This is a genomic window from Pantoea sp. AN62 (genome assembly GCF_050432985.1).
Lineage (GTDB): Bacteria > Pseudomonadota > Gammaproteobacteria > Enterobacterales > Enterobacteriaceae > Pantoea > Pantoea brenneri.
Map to the genome: position 1 here is coordinate 156,702 of NZ_JBNPYB010000012.1, position 15,189 is coordinate 171,890.

12 protein-coding genes and 6 tRNA genes are annotated in these 15,189 nt (G+C 54.9%); 7 read left to right on the forward strand and 11 right to left on the reverse strand.

Annotated features, from left to right (window positions below; translation table 11 throughout):
• Window positions 1-169 precede the first annotated feature (169 nt).
• The 4 genes from FHW04_RS15525 to FHW04_RS15540 all read right to left on the reverse strand — a co-directional run bounded on the left by FHW04_RS15525 (window position 170) and on the right by FHW04_RS15540 (window position 556).
• Window positions 170-245, reverse strand: a tRNA-Lys gene (locus tag FHW04_RS15525).
• A gap of 4 nt (window positions 246-249) precedes the next feature.
• Window positions 250-325, reverse strand: a tRNA-Val gene (locus tag FHW04_RS15530).
• Window positions 326-364: 39 nt separating this feature from the next.
• Window positions 365-440, reverse strand: a tRNA-Val gene (locus FHW04_RS15535).
• A 40-nt stretch (window positions 441-480) separates the two neighbouring features.
• A tRNA-Val gene (locus FHW04_RS15540) sits at window positions 481-556 on the reverse strand.
• A gap of 269 nt (window positions 557-825) precedes the next feature.
• Here FHW04_RS15540 and gltX point away from each other — a divergent pair.
• The gene (gene gltX / locus FHW04_RS15545) at window positions 826-2,241 is read left to right on the forward strand and encodes a glutamate--tRNA ligase (protein ID WP_089561696.1); all 1,416 of its coding nucleotides are present in this window, start codon (window positions 826-828) and stop codon (window positions 2,239-2,241) included.
• A gap of 36 nt (window positions 2,242-2,277) precedes the next feature.
• Here the strand turns inward: gltX and FHW04_RS15550 are convergent, their stop codons facing one another.
• Both FHW04_RS15550 and FHW04_RS15555 read right to left on the reverse strand, forming a co-directional pair.
• On the reverse strand, window positions 2,278-2,631 hold the full coding sequence (locus tag FHW04_RS15550; RefSeq protein ID WP_031375868.1) for a YfeC-like transcriptional regulator: 354 nt from the start codon (window positions 2,629-2,631) through the stop codon (window positions 2,278-2,280).
• Window positions 2,632-2,743: 112 nt separating this feature from the next.
• The gene (locus FHW04_RS15555; RefSeq protein ID WP_089561697.1) at window positions 2,744-3,532 is read right to left on the reverse strand and encodes a formate/nitrite transporter family protein; all 789 of its coding nucleotides are present in this window, start codon (window positions 3,530-3,532) and stop codon (window positions 2,744-2,746) included.
• 355 nt (window positions 3,533-3,887) lie between these two features.
• Here FHW04_RS15555 and FHW04_RS15560 point away from each other — a divergent pair.
• Window positions 3,888-3,963: transfer RNA gene (locus tag FHW04_RS15560), tRNA-Ala, on the forward strand.
• A gap of 44 nt (window positions 3,964-4,007) precedes the next feature.
• Window positions 4,008-4,083: transfer RNA gene (locus FHW04_RS15565), tRNA-Ala, on the forward strand.
• 349 nt (window positions 4,084-4,432) lie between these two features.
• Here the strand turns inward: FHW04_RS15565 and FHW04_RS15570 are convergent.
• Window positions 4,433-5,623 (reverse strand): NupC/NupG family nucleoside CNT transporter, encoded by a 1,191-nt coding sequence (locus FHW04_RS15570; protein WP_031375870.1) that lies wholly within the window; start codon window positions 5,621-5,623, stop codon window positions 4,433-4,435.
• 370 nt (window positions 5,624-5,993) lie between these two features.
• Here FHW04_RS15570 and FHW04_RS15575 point away from each other — a divergent pair, with 370 nt between their 5' ends.
• Window positions 5,994-7,235, forward strand: a complete 1,242-nt coding sequence (locus FHW04_RS15575; protein WP_089561698.1) for an Nramp family divalent metal transporter — start codon at window positions 5,994-5,996, stop codon at window positions 7,233-7,235.
• 46 nt (window positions 7,236-7,281) lie between these two features.
• Here the strand turns inward: FHW04_RS15575 and FHW04_RS15580 are convergent, their stop codons facing one another.
• Together FHW04_RS15580 and mgrA are read right to left on the reverse strand one after the other, a co-directional pair.
• Window positions 7,282-7,653 (reverse strand): DUF2502 domain-containing protein, encoded by a 372-nt coding sequence (locus tag FHW04_RS15580; RefSeq protein WP_031375872.1) that lies wholly within the window; start codon window positions 7,651-7,653, stop codon window positions 7,282-7,284.
• A gap of 170 nt (window positions 7,654-7,823) precedes the next feature.
• Complete coding sequence (gene mgrA, locus FHW04_RS15585; protein ID WP_089561699.1) at window positions 7,824-8,813, reverse strand: L-glyceraldehyde 3-phosphate reductase; 990 nt, start codon at window positions 8,811-8,813, stop codon at window positions 7,824-7,826.
• A 219-nt stretch (window positions 8,814-9,032) separates the two neighbouring features.
• On the opposite strand from mgrA, the gene ipdC reads away from it, so the two are divergent.
• On the forward strand, window positions 9,033-10,685 hold the full coding sequence (gene ipdC, locus FHW04_RS15590) for an indolepyruvate decarboxylase (protein ID WP_089561700.1): 1,653 nt from the start codon (window positions 9,033-9,035) through the stop codon (window positions 10,683-10,685).
• Window positions 10,686-10,844: 159 nt separating this feature from the next.
• Complete coding sequence (gene glk, locus FHW04_RS15595) at window positions 10,845-11,810, forward strand: glucokinase (protein WP_031375875.1); 966 nt, start codon at window positions 10,845-10,847, stop codon at window positions 11,808-11,810.
• Window positions 11,811-11,901: 91 nt separating this feature from the next.
• On the opposite strand, the gene FHW04_RS15600 is transcribed toward glk, so the two are convergent.
• Complete coding sequence (locus FHW04_RS15600; RefSeq protein ID WP_089561701.1) at window positions 11,902-12,630, reverse strand: LytR/AlgR family response regulator transcription factor; 729 nt, start codon at window positions 12,628-12,630, stop codon at window positions 11,902-11,904.
• A complete protein-coding gene (locus FHW04_RS15605; RefSeq protein ID WP_069728744.1) occupies window positions 12,627-14,297 on the reverse strand; it encodes a sensor histidine kinase in 1,671 nt (556 codons plus the stop codon). The genes FHW04_RS15600 and FHW04_RS15605 overlap by 4 nt, the downstream gene beginning before the upstream one ends.
• Before the next feature lie 276 nt (window positions 14,298-14,573).
• Here FHW04_RS15605 and FHW04_RS15610 point away from each other — a divergent pair, with 276 nt between their 5' ends.
• Window positions 14,574-15,098, forward strand: a complete 525-nt coding sequence (locus FHW04_RS15610) for a GNAT family N-acetyltransferase (RefSeq protein WP_031375878.1) — start codon at window positions 14,574-14,576, stop codon at window positions 15,096-15,098.
• The last annotated feature ends 91 nt before the right edge of the window (window positions 15,099-15,189 follow it).

Genomic DNA, 15,189 nt, shown 5'->3' on the forward strand with positions numbered 1-15,189 from the left:
TGCAGGATAAGCCGCGGCCCGTCCGGGGCCACGCCCTGCGGGTGATGCTGGCGCATCAGCCTGAACCGCTCCCGGCGCTTCAGTCGAACCTGCGCAGGTTCTCATCCGGCACGTTCAACTCTGTGCAGCAGAAACGAAAAAAGCGCCTTTAAGGCGCTTTATTCTGAATTGGTGGGTCGTGCAGGATTCGAACCTGCGACCAATTGATTAAAAGTCAACTGCTCTACCAACTGAGCTAACGACCCGAAGTGGTGGGTGATGACGGGTTCGAACCGCCGACCCCCTCCTTGTAAGGGAGATGCTCTACCAACTGAGCTAATCACCCACTTCGTACTGCTTAACAGGTGTGTATCACACTAAGATATGGTGGGTGATGACGGGCTCGAACCGCCGACCCCCTCCTTGTAAGGGAGATGCTCTACCAACTGAGCTAATCACCCATATCTTATAACCTGTTCACTGCGGGCCACCGGGTTAGAGTGGTGGGTGATGACGGGTTCGAACCGCCGACCCCCTCCTTGTAAGGGAGATGCTCTACCAACTGAGCTAATCACCCCCGCTGTGTGGAGTCGCATTATAGGGATAGTTGATTTTGAGTCAACGCTTTTTAAAACATAAATGTGCGTTCGGTTTATTTTTAAACATCCTGTGGCGCTTTTAGCCAATGTGCTGGTTTTACTGGCAGAAAAGGCCCTTTTCCTCGGGCGCAGCCAGCGGGCACGCATTGAGGATTCACCACCAGATGCTAGAATGTGGCCACTATTTCGCGTCTAACCTGTTTTTTGTCATCCAGACAGAGAACCCGCGCATCTAAGGCAATACTGAATGAAAATCAAAACTCGCTTCGCGCCCAGTCCTACCGGCTATTTACATGTGGGCGGCGCCCGTACCGCACTCTATTCCTGGCTCTTCGCCCGCCACAATCAGGGCGAGTTCGTGCTGCGTATTGAAGACACCGATCTGGAGCGCTCAACGCCAGAAGCCATCGAAGCTATTATGGATGGCATGAACTGGCTGAGCCTCGACTGGAATGAAGGCCCTTACTACCAGACTAAACGTTTCGATCGCTATAACGCGGTGATTGATGAAATGCTGGCGGCGGGCACAGCCTATAAATGCTACTGCTCGAAAGAACGTCTCGAAGCCCTGCGTGAACAGCAGATGGCGGATGGCGAAAAGCCACGTTACGACGGTCGCTGCCGTGACAGCCACGATCATCACGCAGCGGATGAGCCTTGCGTGGTGCGTTTTCGCAACCCACAGGACGGCTCGGTCATTTTTGATGACCAGATCCGCGGTCCGATTGAATTCAGCAACCAGGAGCTGGATGATTTGATCATCCGCCGCACCGACGGCTCACCGACTTATAACTTCTGCGTAGTGGTTGATGACTGGGATATGGGTATTACGCACGTCATTCGTGGCGAAGACCATATCAACAACACCCCGCGCCAGATCAACATTCTGAAAGCGATTGGCGCACAGGTGCCGGTCTATGCCCATGTGTCGATGATCCTCGGCGATGATGGCAAGAAGCTGTCCAAGCGTCACGGTGCCGTTGGCGTTATGCAGTATCGTGATGATGGTTATCTGCCGGAAGCGCTGCTGAACTACCTGGTTCGCCTCGGCTGGTCACATGGCGATCAGGAGATCTTTAGCGTTGCTGAGATGACTGAGCTGTTTACGCTGGATGCGGTCAGCAAGTCTGCCAGTGCCTTCAATACCGAAAAATTGCAGTGGCTGAATCACCATTATATTAATGCCCTGCCGCCAGAATATGTTGCGACGCATCTGCAATGGCATATTGAAGAGCAAAAAATTGATACCCGTACCGGTCCGGAACTGGCGAAGCTGGTTGGTCTGCTGGGGGAACGTTGTAAGACGCTGAAAGAGATGGCGGCTTCCTGCCGTTATTTCTATGAAGACTTTAATGAGTTTGACGCCGATGCTGCGAAGAAACATCTTCGTCCGGTCGCGCGTCAGCCGCTGGAAGTGGTGCGTGATAAGCTGGCGGCAATCAGCGACTGGACTGCGGAAAACGTTCATCAGGCGATTCAGAGCACTGCAGATGAGCTGGAAGTCGGAATGGGCAAAGTCGGTATGCCGCTGCGTGTGGCGGTGACCGGTGCCGGTCAGTCACCCGGTCTGGACGTGACTGTTGAAGCGATTGGTCGTAGCCGCAGCGTCGCGCGCATCGATCAGGCGCTGGCCTTCATCAGTGAGCGCGAAGCGCAGGCCTAAATAAATCTGCCGGAAGCAGCACGCTTCCGGTTTTTTTTACTCTTCATTAATCCCCAGCCGCTGCAATACGCCTTTAATCCCTTCACGTAATATTAATGCCGTGAACTGATCCTGCTCGGCCTGACTCATTTGCTGCACGGAACTAATTAATAACGCAGGCAATGAATGAGGGGCTGTACCGTAGGTCGCTGAGGGTTCATTCAGGTTGCGCGTTGACTGGATGAAATTTTTAACACGCTCATCAATATGGATCAGGCGAGCCTTACCGCCTTGTACACCGGGCTTTGGCGTGGTGGTCCAGTTTTCCCGTTTGATCCACTTGTTCACCGTTTGTCGACTGTAACCCGTTTCTGCTGCCAACTCTTCGGGAGTGAGCCATTCCTTTTTCACAATGCTGTCCCTGTTAAATACATTAGCACTACATATTACAGCAAAACGTAACGGGTGAAAGTAACTGAAGGTGAAATTGCCTTTTGCCACTCGACAAAAGGCAAGAAATCATTTATTGCACGCTGCTGGCAGGTTCAACAGCCGGGCGGAAGGCGAGGAAGTAGGCCAGACCGACGAAAACTGCCCCGCCGACGCCGTTACCTAAAAATACCGCGACAAAGTTAGGGAAGTATTCTGTCCAGCTCATCTGACCGGCGAAGATGGCGGCCGGAATGATAAACATATTGGCCACTACGTGCTGGAAGCCGATAGCCACGAAGGCCATGACCGGGAACCACATGCCGAAAATTTTGCCCACCACATCTTTACTGGCAAACGCCAGCCACACCGCCAGACAGACCAGCCAGTTACAGCCTACGCCGGAAATAAAGGCGTGCAGGAAATCGGCGTGTACTTTCGCTGAGGCGATGGCGACAGTCTTCTTCAGGTAATCTCCTTCGGTCATGCCCAGCATGTGGCCAAAGAACCAGGCCACCGCCACGCTGCCGAGGAAGTTAGCCAGCGTCACCCAAAACCAGTTACGCGCAACGCTGAAAAACGAGATACGACGGGCAAACCACGCCACCGGTAAGGTCATCATATTGCCGGTCAGCAGCTCTCCGCCCGCCAGAACCGTCAGAATTAATCCGACCGGGAAGACCGCCGCGCCCAACAGGCCGCCGAACGAGCCCCAGTCAGCAGGCAGGGAATTGATAACGTGCAGATCCAGCAGGAAGCCGGTGGCAATAAAGGCTCCTGCCATAAACCCGAGGATCAGAAGAATGCTGACCGGCGCACGGCTTTTGGCCACGCCCGCCTGGATCGCCAGTTGGGCGATTTCTTTTGGTGTATGCAGCGACATAGTTTCTCAATATTTTTTTGATTAATGGGACGGTAAACGCCTGGTGGACGCGTGGCTGACGGGAGAGGGTCCCGCTGACCACTTAATTAGCGCGCTAAGTTTTGCATGCGGAAAAGACGAAGACAAGAAAATTCCTATAACATATTTAACCGTGATTTAACCTGGCCGCAGTCTGAATAACAGAAAAAACCGCTCAGGCTTTTACAGCCGCTTTTCTGGCGTTGCCATGCTGCTGAAACCGCTCAGGTTGCCGCCTTTTTCAGCGATCAGACGCAGAATGTGATTTTGCCGTTGACACCCTGGAGGGGGTTTCATATTATGCCGTCCGTCGCTTAACACGACAGTTTTTCGGTTCGGGGCTATAGCTCAGCTGGGAGAGCGCCTGCATGGCATGCAGGAGGTCAGCGGTTCGATCCCGCTTAGCTCCACCAAACTTCTTCCCAAAAGTTTGGCACTGAAAAACGATTCCAGATGTGGGGGTATAGCTCAGCTGGGAGAGCGCTTGCATGGCATGCAAGAGGTCAGCGGTTCGATCCCGCTTATCTCCACCATTTTCTGACAATTTCTGTCAAACTCGCCTTTCTGATTGTGACTTCTCGCTTAACCGCGCGAATGCGTGATTTCTGCCGTTTATCACCCGATCGGCCTGTATCTGAACCTTCTGTTGTAGCCACCTGCTATCACGCTCAGAACGCTGCTGTGCGGCGATACCGCCACTCTTTGTCTGCCAGACGACTATTCTGCCCCGGCACGCTGCTGAGATGATTGCGCTGTGCTTAGCGATCGGTGATGCGCAGCGTCAGCATGTTGCTGAGCCGTGATAACAGGAAGCAGAAGAGGGATGAAGCAGAAAGGGCAAAGAGACAGAAGAGAAGGGCGAGACCTGCTCGCCCTTTTAAATCAGAACGCCAGCACCAGACCGGCAATCGCGGCTGAAAGCACGCTGACCAGGGTTGAGCCGTACAGCAGTTTCAGACCAAAGCGGGAAACGACGTTGCCTTGCTCTTCGTTCAGACCTTTGATAGCGCCTGCCACAATACCGATAGAAGAGAAGTTAGCGAACGAAACCAGGAACACCGACAGGATGCCTTCGGCGTGCGGTGACAGCTGACCGGCGAGTTTCTGCAGATCCATCATCGCAACGAACTCATTCGACACCAGCTTGGTGGCCATAATACTGCCAACCTGTAACGCTTCACCTGCCGGCACGCCCATCACCCAGGCAAACGGATAGAAGACATAACCCAGCACGCCCTGGAAGGTGATACCGAAAATCACGTCAAACAGTGCATTCAGGCCGGAAATCAGCGCGATAAAACCAATCAGCATCGCGGCCACAATGATGGCAACGCGGAAACCGGCCAGGATATACTCGCCCAGCATTTCAAAGAAGCTCTGGCCTTTATGCAGATCCTGCAGTTGCAGATCTTCTTCGCTGTCGACGCGGTAAGGGTTGATCAGTGACAGCACGATAAAGGTGCTGAACATGTTCAGTACCAGCGCCGCGACCACATATTTAGGCTGCAGCATAGTCATGTAAGCGCCGACAATCGACATCGAAACGGTCGACATCGCGGTGGCCGCCATGGTGTACATCCGGCGCTGTGACATCTGGCCGAGGATATCTTTATAGGCAATGAAGTTTTCTGACTGTCCCAGTATCAGAGAACTCACGGCGTTAAACGATTCCAGCTTGCCCATGCCATTCACTTTTGACAGCACGGTGCCGATGCCACGGATAACCCACGGCAGAATGCGGAAGTGCTGCAGGATACCGATCAGCGCAGAGATAAAGACGATCGGGCACAGTACGTTGAGGAAGAAGAAGGCGAGGCCTTTATCATTCATATTGCCGAAGACGAAGTTGGTGCCTTCAGCCGCATATTTCAGCAGATGGTCAAACACGCCGGCAAAGCCTTTGACGAATCCGAGTCCCGCTTCGGAGTTCAGGAAGAACCAGGCGAGCACAATTTCAATCACCAGAAGCTGTATAATGTAGCGAATGCGAATACTTTTTCGGTCGTGACTGACCAGCAAGGCCAACACGCCGACCACCACCAGTGCTAAAAGAAACTGCAAAATATGGGACATGGTTGCTCCAAATTTGAGGAGGGTTGTATTTTGCTGCGTATTCTATGTAACGCGTTACTTAAAAACGAGATCTGAACCACAATATAAGTATTCGCTATCACCTTATTTTCCAGAAAACTCTCAGCGATCACGTCTCGTTTACAAAACGTTCACAGTAGATAACCACAAATTTATTGTCTATATTTTGCACCGGGCGTAGAGTGACATCGTTGCTCACATTTTTAGCACTCACTTCCTTTACTGTAAGATATAGCAATGGCTATACTTTATAGCAGCATCTATTTTATCAATAACAATAACCGAATTTCACTTGCAACCGCTTCCTCCTAAGCTTGCCGGGGTAGGCACATGTTCAGACAGGGTACCGTATATGTTTGAAAGTCGTACCGCCGAGCGCGCCGCTCGCGGAGTAAGAAAAGTCAAACTCGCACTGTTGGGACCCGCGTTTATTGCCGCTATCGGCTATATCGATCCGGGCAACTTTGCGACAAATATTCAGGCGGGCGCGGCGTACGGCTATAAATTGCTGTGGGTGGTGGTGTGGGCCAACATCATGGCGATGCTGATCCAGCTGATGTCGGCCAAACTGGGTATCGCCACCGGCAAAAACCTCGCTGAACATATTCGTGACCGCTTCCCCCGGCCGGCGGTGTGGTTCTATTGGGTGCAGGCGGAAATTATCGCCATGGCCACCGATCTGGCGGAATTTATCGGCGCGGCGCTGGGCTTCAAATTGCTGCTGGGCATCTCGTTGATGCAGGGCGCGGTGCTGACCGGCATCGCTACCTTCCTGATCCTGATGTTACAGAGTCGCGGGCAAAAGCCGCTGGAGCTGGTGATTGGCGGGCTGCTGCTGTTTGTCGCCGCAGCCTATATCGTTGAGCTGTTCTTCTCCCAACCCAAGGTCAGTGAACTGGTGATCGGCATGGCGCTGCCCTCTTTGCCGACCTCAGATGCGGTGTTCCTCGCCGCCGGGGTGCTGGGCGCGACCATTATGCCGCACGTGATCTATCTGCACTCCGCACTGACGCAGGGCAAAAGCAGCGACAGCAAAGGTCAGCGTTACTCGTCGACCAAACTGGACGTGGCGATTGCAATGACCATTGCCGGATTCGTTAACCTGGCGATGATGGCAACCGCAGCCGCGGCCTTCCACTTTAGTGGACACAGTAAAATTGCCGAACTCGATCAGGCCTACCTGACGCTGCAACCGTTACTGGGCGAAGCCGCTGCCATCGTGTTTGGCCTGAGCCTGGTGGCCGCCGGTTTATCGTCGACGGTGGTCGGTACGCTGGCGGGACAGGTGGTGATGCAGGGCTTTATCCGTTTCCATATCCCGCTCTGGGTGCGCCGCACGGTGACCATGCTGCCCTCCTTTATTGTCATCTGGGCAGGCTGGGATCCGACCCGTATTCTGGTGATGAGTCAGGTGCTGCTCAGCTTTGGTATTGCGCTGGCATTAATTCCGCTGCTGGCGTTCACCGGCAACCGTGAACTGATGGGCGATGAGATGGTGAATTCTCGCCTGATGCAGCTGACCGGCTGGGTCATTGTGGCGCTGGTGATTACGCTGAATATCTATCTGCTGGTGGGACAAGCGCTGGGACTATAACGGCGGCAGGCAACGAGAAACGCCCGGTTTTGCCGGGCGTTTTGCATTAATGGTGATCGTGTCCATGATGGTCGCGGCCATGGTGATCGTGACGGTCATGATGGTCGCGACGATACTGATGTTCCCAGCGGCGATCCCGATCACGCTGGTGCCAGCGGCGTTCACGTTCCCACTCCTGATGACGCCGCCACTCTTCATGACGCCACCAGCGGCGCTCATTCCAGGAATAGCGATCGTTCCACCAGCGCGGTTCGCGCCAGTGGCCGCCATCCCAGTAGTAGCCACGACGGTCGCGGTCACCCAGTTGCAAAGTCACGCCGGGAGCCAGCGTTATGGAGGCACTGGACGCGTGTGCGGTGTGTATTGCCAGCGGTGATAACATTGCCAGCAAGGCGGCAAACAAAACGGCTCTTTTCATTTTTTTCTCCTCATCAACAGTCTGATGCTGTTGCGGCGCAGCGATTATGCCTGCGTATTGCTGTTGTTACCGCATCATTGTGTCGGAAGATTGTGAGGAAATTGGGGAGAAAACGGGGATTGAGACTATTCTGGCGCAGAAAATGCCCGGCCTGCGCCGGGCGAAAAAAGTTACTGCAGGGCAGCCTCAATTGCGGCTAACTCTGCCTGATCAAACTGACGGCTGGCGAGCATCGCCACTGCATCATCAATCTGGGCGGTTTTGCTGGCCCCGATCAATACTGAGGTCACCCGATCGTCGCGCAACACCCAGGCCAGCGCCATCTGCGCCAGTTTTTGTCCACGCTGCAGGGCAATCTCATTCAGCTTGCGGACTTTTTCCATCTTCTCGTCGGTCAGCTGATTCTCGCTAAGGAATTTACTGCCGCTTGCTACCCGTGAATCCTCCGGAATGCCTTGCAGATAGCGGTCAGTCAGCACGCCGCCCGCCAGCGGTGAAAAGGCGATACAGCCGACCCCCGCGTCACCCAGCGTCTGAATCAGACCCTGCTCCGGAGTACGTTCGAACATTGAATAGCGCGGCTGGTGGATCAGACACGGCGTGCCGAGATCGCGCAGAATGGCAATCGCCTCGGCTGCGCGATCGGCCGGATAATTCGAAATGGCGGCGTATAACGCTTTACCCTGACGCACCACCTGATCCAGTGCGCGCATAGTCTCTTCCAGCGGCGTCTCCGGATCCGGACGGTGATGATAAAAGATATCGACATACTCCTGCCCCATACGCTTCAGGCTTTGATCGAGACTGGCCACCAGATATTTACGCGATCCCCAGTCACCATACGGACCGTCCCACATGGTGTAGCCCGCTTTGGTCGAGATAATCAGTTCATCGCGATGAGCACGAAAATCTTCGCGCAGAATACGGCCAAAGTTTTCTTCTGCCGAGCCCGGCGGCGGACCGTAGTTATTGGCTAAGTCGAAGTGGGTTATGCCGTGGTCAAACGCATGACGCAGCAGGGCGCGGCTGTTATCCACCCGGGTGTTGTCACCAAAGTTATGCCACAGGCCAAGTGAGATTGCGGGAAGTTTAATGCCACTGCGGCCGCTACGGCGGTATTCCATCTGCTGATATCGATCGGGACGGGGGAAAGACGACATTCAACGCTCCTGGGTCAAAAACGGGGATTTGTGCCAAAAGGATAGCAGTGTATACGGTTACACTCAGTGACAACGCGCCGCAGATCGCATATTTACAGAGTAATCCGCCGCCGTAACGGCGGCTTGCCAGCCATTGTGGCTGGCACCTGCGACTCTTTTCTCGCCAATTTTGCAGGCTGTCAGATACTTAAGCCGACTCTCCTATAAAAGGAATCTGCTATGTCCGCTTTTACTGTTGGTGACTACCTGTTGGCACGTCTGCAGGAGATTGGCGTGCAGCATCTGTTCGGTGTGCCGGGTGACTACAATCTGCAATTTCTGGATCGGGTTATCGACCATCCGGTAATCCATTGGGTCGGCTGTGCTAACGAGCTGAATGCCGCCTACGCCGCAGACGGTTATGCCCGCTGCCGCGGGGCAGCGGCGCTGCTGACGACGTTTGGCGTGGGCGAACTGAGTGCCATCAACGGCATTGCCGGCAGTTATGCCGAACATCTGCCGGTGATCCACATTGTCGGCGCACCCGCGACCCAGGCCCAGCAGCAGGGTGACTGCGTGCATCATTCACTGGGTGATGGTGATTTTCGTCATTTCATCCGCATGGCCGAAGAGGTGAGTGCCGCAACCGCGCTGTTAACCGCGGAAAATGCCAGCGCGGAGATCGACCGGGTGATTGTCAGCGCGCTACAGATGCGCCAGCCCGGCTATCTGTCGCTGGCGGTGGACGTAGCCGCCTGTGACGCTGAGCCACCAACACAGCCCTTAAACCTGATCCACGCTTCATCACACCAGGTGCGCGAAGCCTTCAGGCAGGCCGCCGAACGGTTGCTGGCACCGGCAGCGCGGGTTTCGTTACTGGCGGACTTTCTGGCATTGCGCTGGCAGCAGCAACCGGCACTGGCCGCGCTGCGCCAGCATCGTGCAATCCCCTGCGCCAGTTTACTGATGGGCAAAGGGGTGCTGGATGAACAGCAACCGGGATTTGTCGGCACCTACGCGGGCGAGGGCAGCGCCGGCCAGGTCCGTGAGCAGATCGAACAGGTCGATGTCACCCTCTGCGTGGGCGTACGCTTTACCGACACCATTACCGCCGGCTTTACCCAGCAGTTTGCTGCTGAACGTCTGATTGATCTGCAGCCACACTGCGCCACTGTGGCCGGGGAAACGTTTTCACCGCTATCGATGGCTGACGCGCTCAGCGAACTTGATGGATTATTTGCCCGCTATGGTCAGCAATGGCAGCTCGGGCCGCAAGCGACCGCCGCCGCGCCGGTTGAGGCGGCGGCGACCATCAGCCAGCAGGCTTTCTGGCAGGCGATGCAGGAATTTCTGCAGCCAGGCGATATTATTCTGGCTGAGCAGGGCACCGCGGCCTTTGGTGCAGCAGCATTGCGCTTGCCGACACAGGCGCAGCTACTGGTTCAGCCATTATGGGGATCGATCGGCTATACTCTACCGGCAGCGTTTGGCGCGCAGACCGCCGATCCCGCTCGCCGGGTGATCCTGATTATTGGCGACGGTTCGGCACAGCTAACCATCCAGGAGCTGGGGTCAATGTTGCGCGACCAGCAGCAGCCAATCATCTTTCTGCTGAATAATGAAGGATATACGGTTGAGCGGGCCATTCACGGCGCAACACAACGTTACAATGATATCGCCCAGTGGAACTGGACGGCGTTGCCGCAAGCCCTTAGCCTGCACGGCCAGGCACAGAGCTGGCGCATCAGTGAAACGGTCCAGTTACAGGAAGTGATGGCGCGACTTTCTCAACCTCAACGTCTGACGCTGGTTGAGGTGGTGATGCAGAAAGAGGACTTGCCTCCGCTGCTGCGAAAAGTCACTGCCTGCCTGAATCAACGCAACGGTGGATAGATTCAGATAGTTGCCGCTGTGCAGGTCAGGCTATCGCGGTTAGGCTGTAGCGCACCTGAGTAGACGCTCACCAATCGCACCGGTGAGCGTTGTTGTTTTATGGGCAGGATTTTATAGTGTCCTCCAACTCTTTAAGACCCCAAGCGGAGCAACAGAAGAATGACAACCTATGCCTTGGTCGGCGATGTCGGCGGCACCAACGCCCGTCTCGCCCTGTGTGAGGTGGAAAGCGGCAGCATCTCCCAGGCCAAAACATTCTCAACATCAGAGTACGACAGCCTCGAAGCCGTCATCCGCCATTATCTTGATGAACAACAGCAGGATATTAAAGATGGCTGTATTGCCATCGCCTGCCCGATTACCGATGACTGGGTTGAAATGACCAACCACGATTGGGCGTTTTCGACGCGCAAGCTGAAAGAGAACATCGGTTTTGAACACCTGGAAATCATTAACGACTTCACCGCGGTTTCGATGGCGATCCCGATGCTGACTGCCGATAACGTTATTCAGTTCGGCGGCGGCGAGCCGGTTAAAGATAAACCTATCGCTATTTACGGCGCCGGTACCGGGCTGGGCGTCAGCCATCTGGTTCACGTCGATAAGCGCTGGGTGAGCCTGCCGGGCGAGGGCGGTCACGTCGACTTCGCCGCCAACAGCGAAGAAGAAGATCAGATTCTGGAAGTGCTGCGCGAAGAGCTGGGCCACGTCTCCGCAGAACGCGTGCTCTCCGGTGCCGGGCTGGTTAACCTCTATCGCGCCATCGTTAAAGTGGATAATCGCGTGCCGGAAAACCTGAAGCCGAAAGATGTCAGTGAACGGGCGCTGGATGACAGCTGCACCGATTGCCGTCGTGCACTTTCGCTGTTCTGCGTCATCATGGGACGCTTCGGCGGCAACCTGGCGCTGAACCTCGGCACCTTTGGTGGCGTTTATATTGCGGGTGGCATCGTGCCACGCTTCCTGGAATTCTTTAAAGCCTCGGGTTTCCGTGCTGCGTTTGAAGATAAAGGCCGTTTCCGCGATTATGTTGCCAGCATCCCGGTTTATATGATCACCCACGATCAGCCTGGCCTGCTGGGTGCCGGTGCGCATCTGCGTCAGACGCTGGGCCGCGAAATCTGATTTGCACCTCATCCGCTATACCGCTTCCCGACCAGGCTGCCGATCAGGCAGATCGGTCGGGAAGTGGGTTTTTGCCATCCCCTGTCGGTAATTACAAACGCATCAGCTGACGAAACAGCTTCACTTTGCTGCGGCTGACCGGCACCTGAAAGACCAGATCGCGCAGTTTCAGCAGGTAGGTGTTGTTGAACCACGGTTCGATTTCGCGAACCTTATTCAGATTAACGCAGTAAGAGCGATGGCAGCGGAAGAACAGCTGTTCCGGCAGGCGTGAACAGAACTCGCTGATATTCATCGACATCACATAGGCTTCGCGTCGGGTATAGACAAACGTCAGCTTCTCGTGGGCCTCCACGTAGTAAATATCATTCACGTCGGTGACGATGATGCGTTCATCTTTCAGCAGATTTACCGTCTGCGGTGCTGCTGCGACGGCAGGATTGCTGATGGCCTGCTGGCTCTGGGCGGTGGCTTCAAGCTTGTTGAGCATGGTAACAATGCGTGACTCGTGGTAAGGCTTGAGAATATAGTCGAACGCCTCCAGTTCAAACGCCTCGACCGCATGCTCTTTCCACGCGGTAATGAACACAATCAACGGTTTGTGGGCAAACTGATTAATATTCTGTGCCAGCAGCATGCCATCCAGCGAGGGAATATTGATGTCGAGGAAAATCACGTCGACCCGATGCTGCTGCAGATATTTCAGCACGTCGAGACCGTCATCAAAGCAGGCTTCAATCTGGATAGTGCTGTGCTGCTGAATCATCCAGCTCAGCTCCTGCTGGGCTAAAAACTCGTCTTCGACAATAATCGCTTTCATAACAGATTCTCCGCCAGTCGCTGGCCGTTTTTACTCAGCATGAACGCAATCTCGGTGCCGGGCTGATGGCGTACGATAGACAATCCCTGGCCCGATAACAGTTTGACCCGATGATGCACATTCAGCAGGCCGATCTTATTGCCGGGCATCTCGTTGCGGGCAACGCGTGCCATCACCTCATCGCTGATCCCCTGGCCGGTATCGCGCACCGCGATCCGCACCCGATCGCCCAGATCCCGCACGCTTAACGTCACCACGCCTTTGCCCTTACAGGGCTGGATACCGTGCACAATGGCGTTCTCCACCAGCGGCTGAATCAGCAGGCTGGGCAGTAAAAAGTGCAGATCTTCATCGACGTCATAAATCATCGTCAGCTTATCGCCAAAACGCGCCTGCTCAATGGCGATGTAATCTTTCACCTGCCACAGCTCTTTGCGGATGTCGATCAGCTCATCATCATTCAGCTCCAGGTTGTAGCGCAGATAACGCGACAGATTGATCACCAGCTGGCGGGCGGTATCGGGATTGAGGCGGATGGAGGAGGAGATCGCATTCAGCGCATTAAACAGGAAATGAGGATTTATTTTACTTTGCAGCGCGCGCAGTTCCGCTTTATTGGCCATCTCGCGCAGTTGCTCGGCGCGGGAGACTTCAAGCTGGGTGGAGATAATCTGTGACAGCCCAATCGCCATCTCTTTTAGCGAACCGGTTATGCGGTGCGCCCGGCGGTAGTAGATCTTCAGCGTGCCGGTTACCTGGCCTTTTTCCCACAGCGGAATGACGATCATTGAGTGAATATCTTTGGTCCGGTGCGCTTCATCATTGTTTCTGATGATGATTTTACCGCTGGCCAGTGCCTGGGCGGTGGTCGGGCTGATGTCATCATCGCCATGCTGATAGTTCTGTTCGCCATAACCCACGTAGGCGAGGATCTGTTTTTTATTGGTCATCGCCACCGCGTCGGCTTTGATTTCGCGCCGGATAATGTCACAGATATTGCGCAGCGAATCGCTGTTGACCTGACGGAACAGCGGCAGGGTTTTATTGGCAATTTCCAGCGCCAGCTTGGCCTGACGGGCAGCAATCGCCTCTTTTTCGCCTTCTACGCTCTGCACCAGCAGCACAATCAGGCCGATGCTGGAGGCACCGAGGATCATCGGCAGCGCAATTTCCGATACGATTGCCAGCCCGAGTGAGGTCGGGCGCGCCCAGAGGATAATCAGCAGCATGGTCAGGCTTTCACACAGCATGCCGGCGATGATGCCCACCCGCCAGCGATGCTCTTTCAGCACCCGCCGGTTAATGCCGCCCGCCACAAGACCGGCAATGATGCTGGTGATCAGACACGGCACCGAGGTGACGCCGTGAATATCAATCAAAAAGCGGTGGAGACCGGCAATCACGCCGGTGGCGATACCGACCCACGGCCCGAACAGAATGCCGCCCGCCATAACTGCAATCACCCGTACATTCAGCAAAGAACCATCAACCTCCACGCCGGACCAGGTGCTGAACAGGGCAAACAGTGAAAAGATGGCGGTTACGACCGCTTTCTCATAGAGGGTGTGTTCATCTTTTTGCAGCAGCTGGCGAAACAGACGGGTACGCGTCAGGAAAAAAAGACAGATCAGCATCAATGCGGCGCGATCAAACACTGCCAGTAACATCGTGAAGTGGGAGGACACAGGCGACTCATCGGCAAAGGAATGTGGGCCTATGATAAAAAATGTGATCGCGATCCGCTAGCATCCTGGCGATCCGCCATGCCGGTTTATGTTTCAGATCAATGATGGTGATCAAATAAAGAAAAGGGGAAAGCCTGAGTGCTATAAAGGGGAACATTTTCCAGGCTGCCGGGACTGGTCGCCAGCGGGGCAGTTTGCTATGTTGCGCAATAAGTGAGCCAGAGACTGTCGTTAAACCACGCTCATCAGGAGCAGAGCATGCAATTCGTCACCGCCAGATTAGCCCTGAGTAAACTCCAGCCAGAGGACTGGCAACTGTTCCGCGCTGTGCATCGGGACCGCGACACCATGACCTGGGTGAGCGAAATTCCTGATGAGGCGGATATTCGCCAGCGCTTTAATGAGCGACTGGCCCCCTGGCAGGCCAGCAGTTTTCACATGCTCTGCCTGGTGGCGCGCCGGCTCGATACTGGCGAACCGATTGGCCTGTTTGGGTGCAGCCCGGAATGGGAGCCTTACCGCCAGGCGGAAGTGGGCTACATGCTGCTGCATCGCCACTGTGGTCAGGGATTTGGCAGCGAAGCGCTGGCGGCGCTGTGCCAGTTTTTATTTGAGGCCGACTTTCATAAGCTCAAAGCCATGGTGATTGAAGGCAACTGGGCATCGCGGCGCATTCTTGAAAAAAATGGCTTTCAGCTCGAAGGGACGCTACGGGATAATTATCTGCTGAACGGTCGCTGGGTAAACGATTGGCTGCTGGGACGGCTGAATCCGCAAAAATAAAAATATTTTCCGCCACCCTCGACAAAGTTGTTATCGGCACGTTATGTTCTTGAGAGGTCACCGCAGTGACCAGCGTCGCTCGGACGGTCCG

Coding starts and splice junctions, on each gene's coding strand:
- gltX (WP_089561696.1), top strand. CDS start 826: ATGAAAATCAAAACTCGCTTCGCGCCCAGTCCTACCGGCTATTTACAT.
- FHW04_RS15580 (WP_031375872.1), bottom strand. CDS start 7,653: ATGAAAAGAGCCGTTTTGTTTGCCGCCTTGCTGGCAATGTTATCACCG.
- FHW04_RS15605 (WP_069728744.1), bottom strand. CDS start 14,297: ATGTTACTGGCAGTGTTTGATCGCGCCGCATTGATGCTGATCTGTCTT.
- FHW04_RS15600 (WP_089561701.1), bottom strand. CDS start 12,630: ATGAAAGCGATTATTGTCGAAGACGAGTTTTTAGCCCAGCAGGAGCTG.
- FHW04_RS15575 (WP_089561698.1), top strand. CDS start 5,994: ATGTTTGAAAGTCGTACCGCCGAGCGCGCCGCTCGCGGAGTAAGAAAA.
- FHW04_RS15570 (WP_031375870.1), bottom strand. CDS start 5,623: ATGTCCCATATTTTGCAGTTTCTTTTAGCACTGGTGGTGGTCGGCGTG.
- glk (WP_031375875.1), top strand. CDS start 10,845: ATGACAACCTATGCCTTGGTCGGCGATGTCGGCGGCACCAACGCCCGT.
- FHW04_RS15610 (WP_031375878.1), top strand. CDS start 14,574: ATGCAATTCGTCACCGCCAGATTAGCCCTGAGTAAACTCCAGCCAGAG.
- ipdC (WP_089561700.1), top strand. CDS start 9,033: ATGTCCGCTTTTACTGTTGGTGACTACCTGTTGGCACGTCTGCAGGAG.
- FHW04_RS15555 (WP_089561697.1), bottom strand. CDS start 3,532: ATGTCGCTGCATACACCAAAAGAAATCGCCCAACTGGCGATCCAGGCG.
- mgrA (WP_089561699.1), bottom strand. CDS start 8,813: ATGTCGTCTTTCCCCCGTCCCGATCGATATCAGCAGATGGAATACCGC.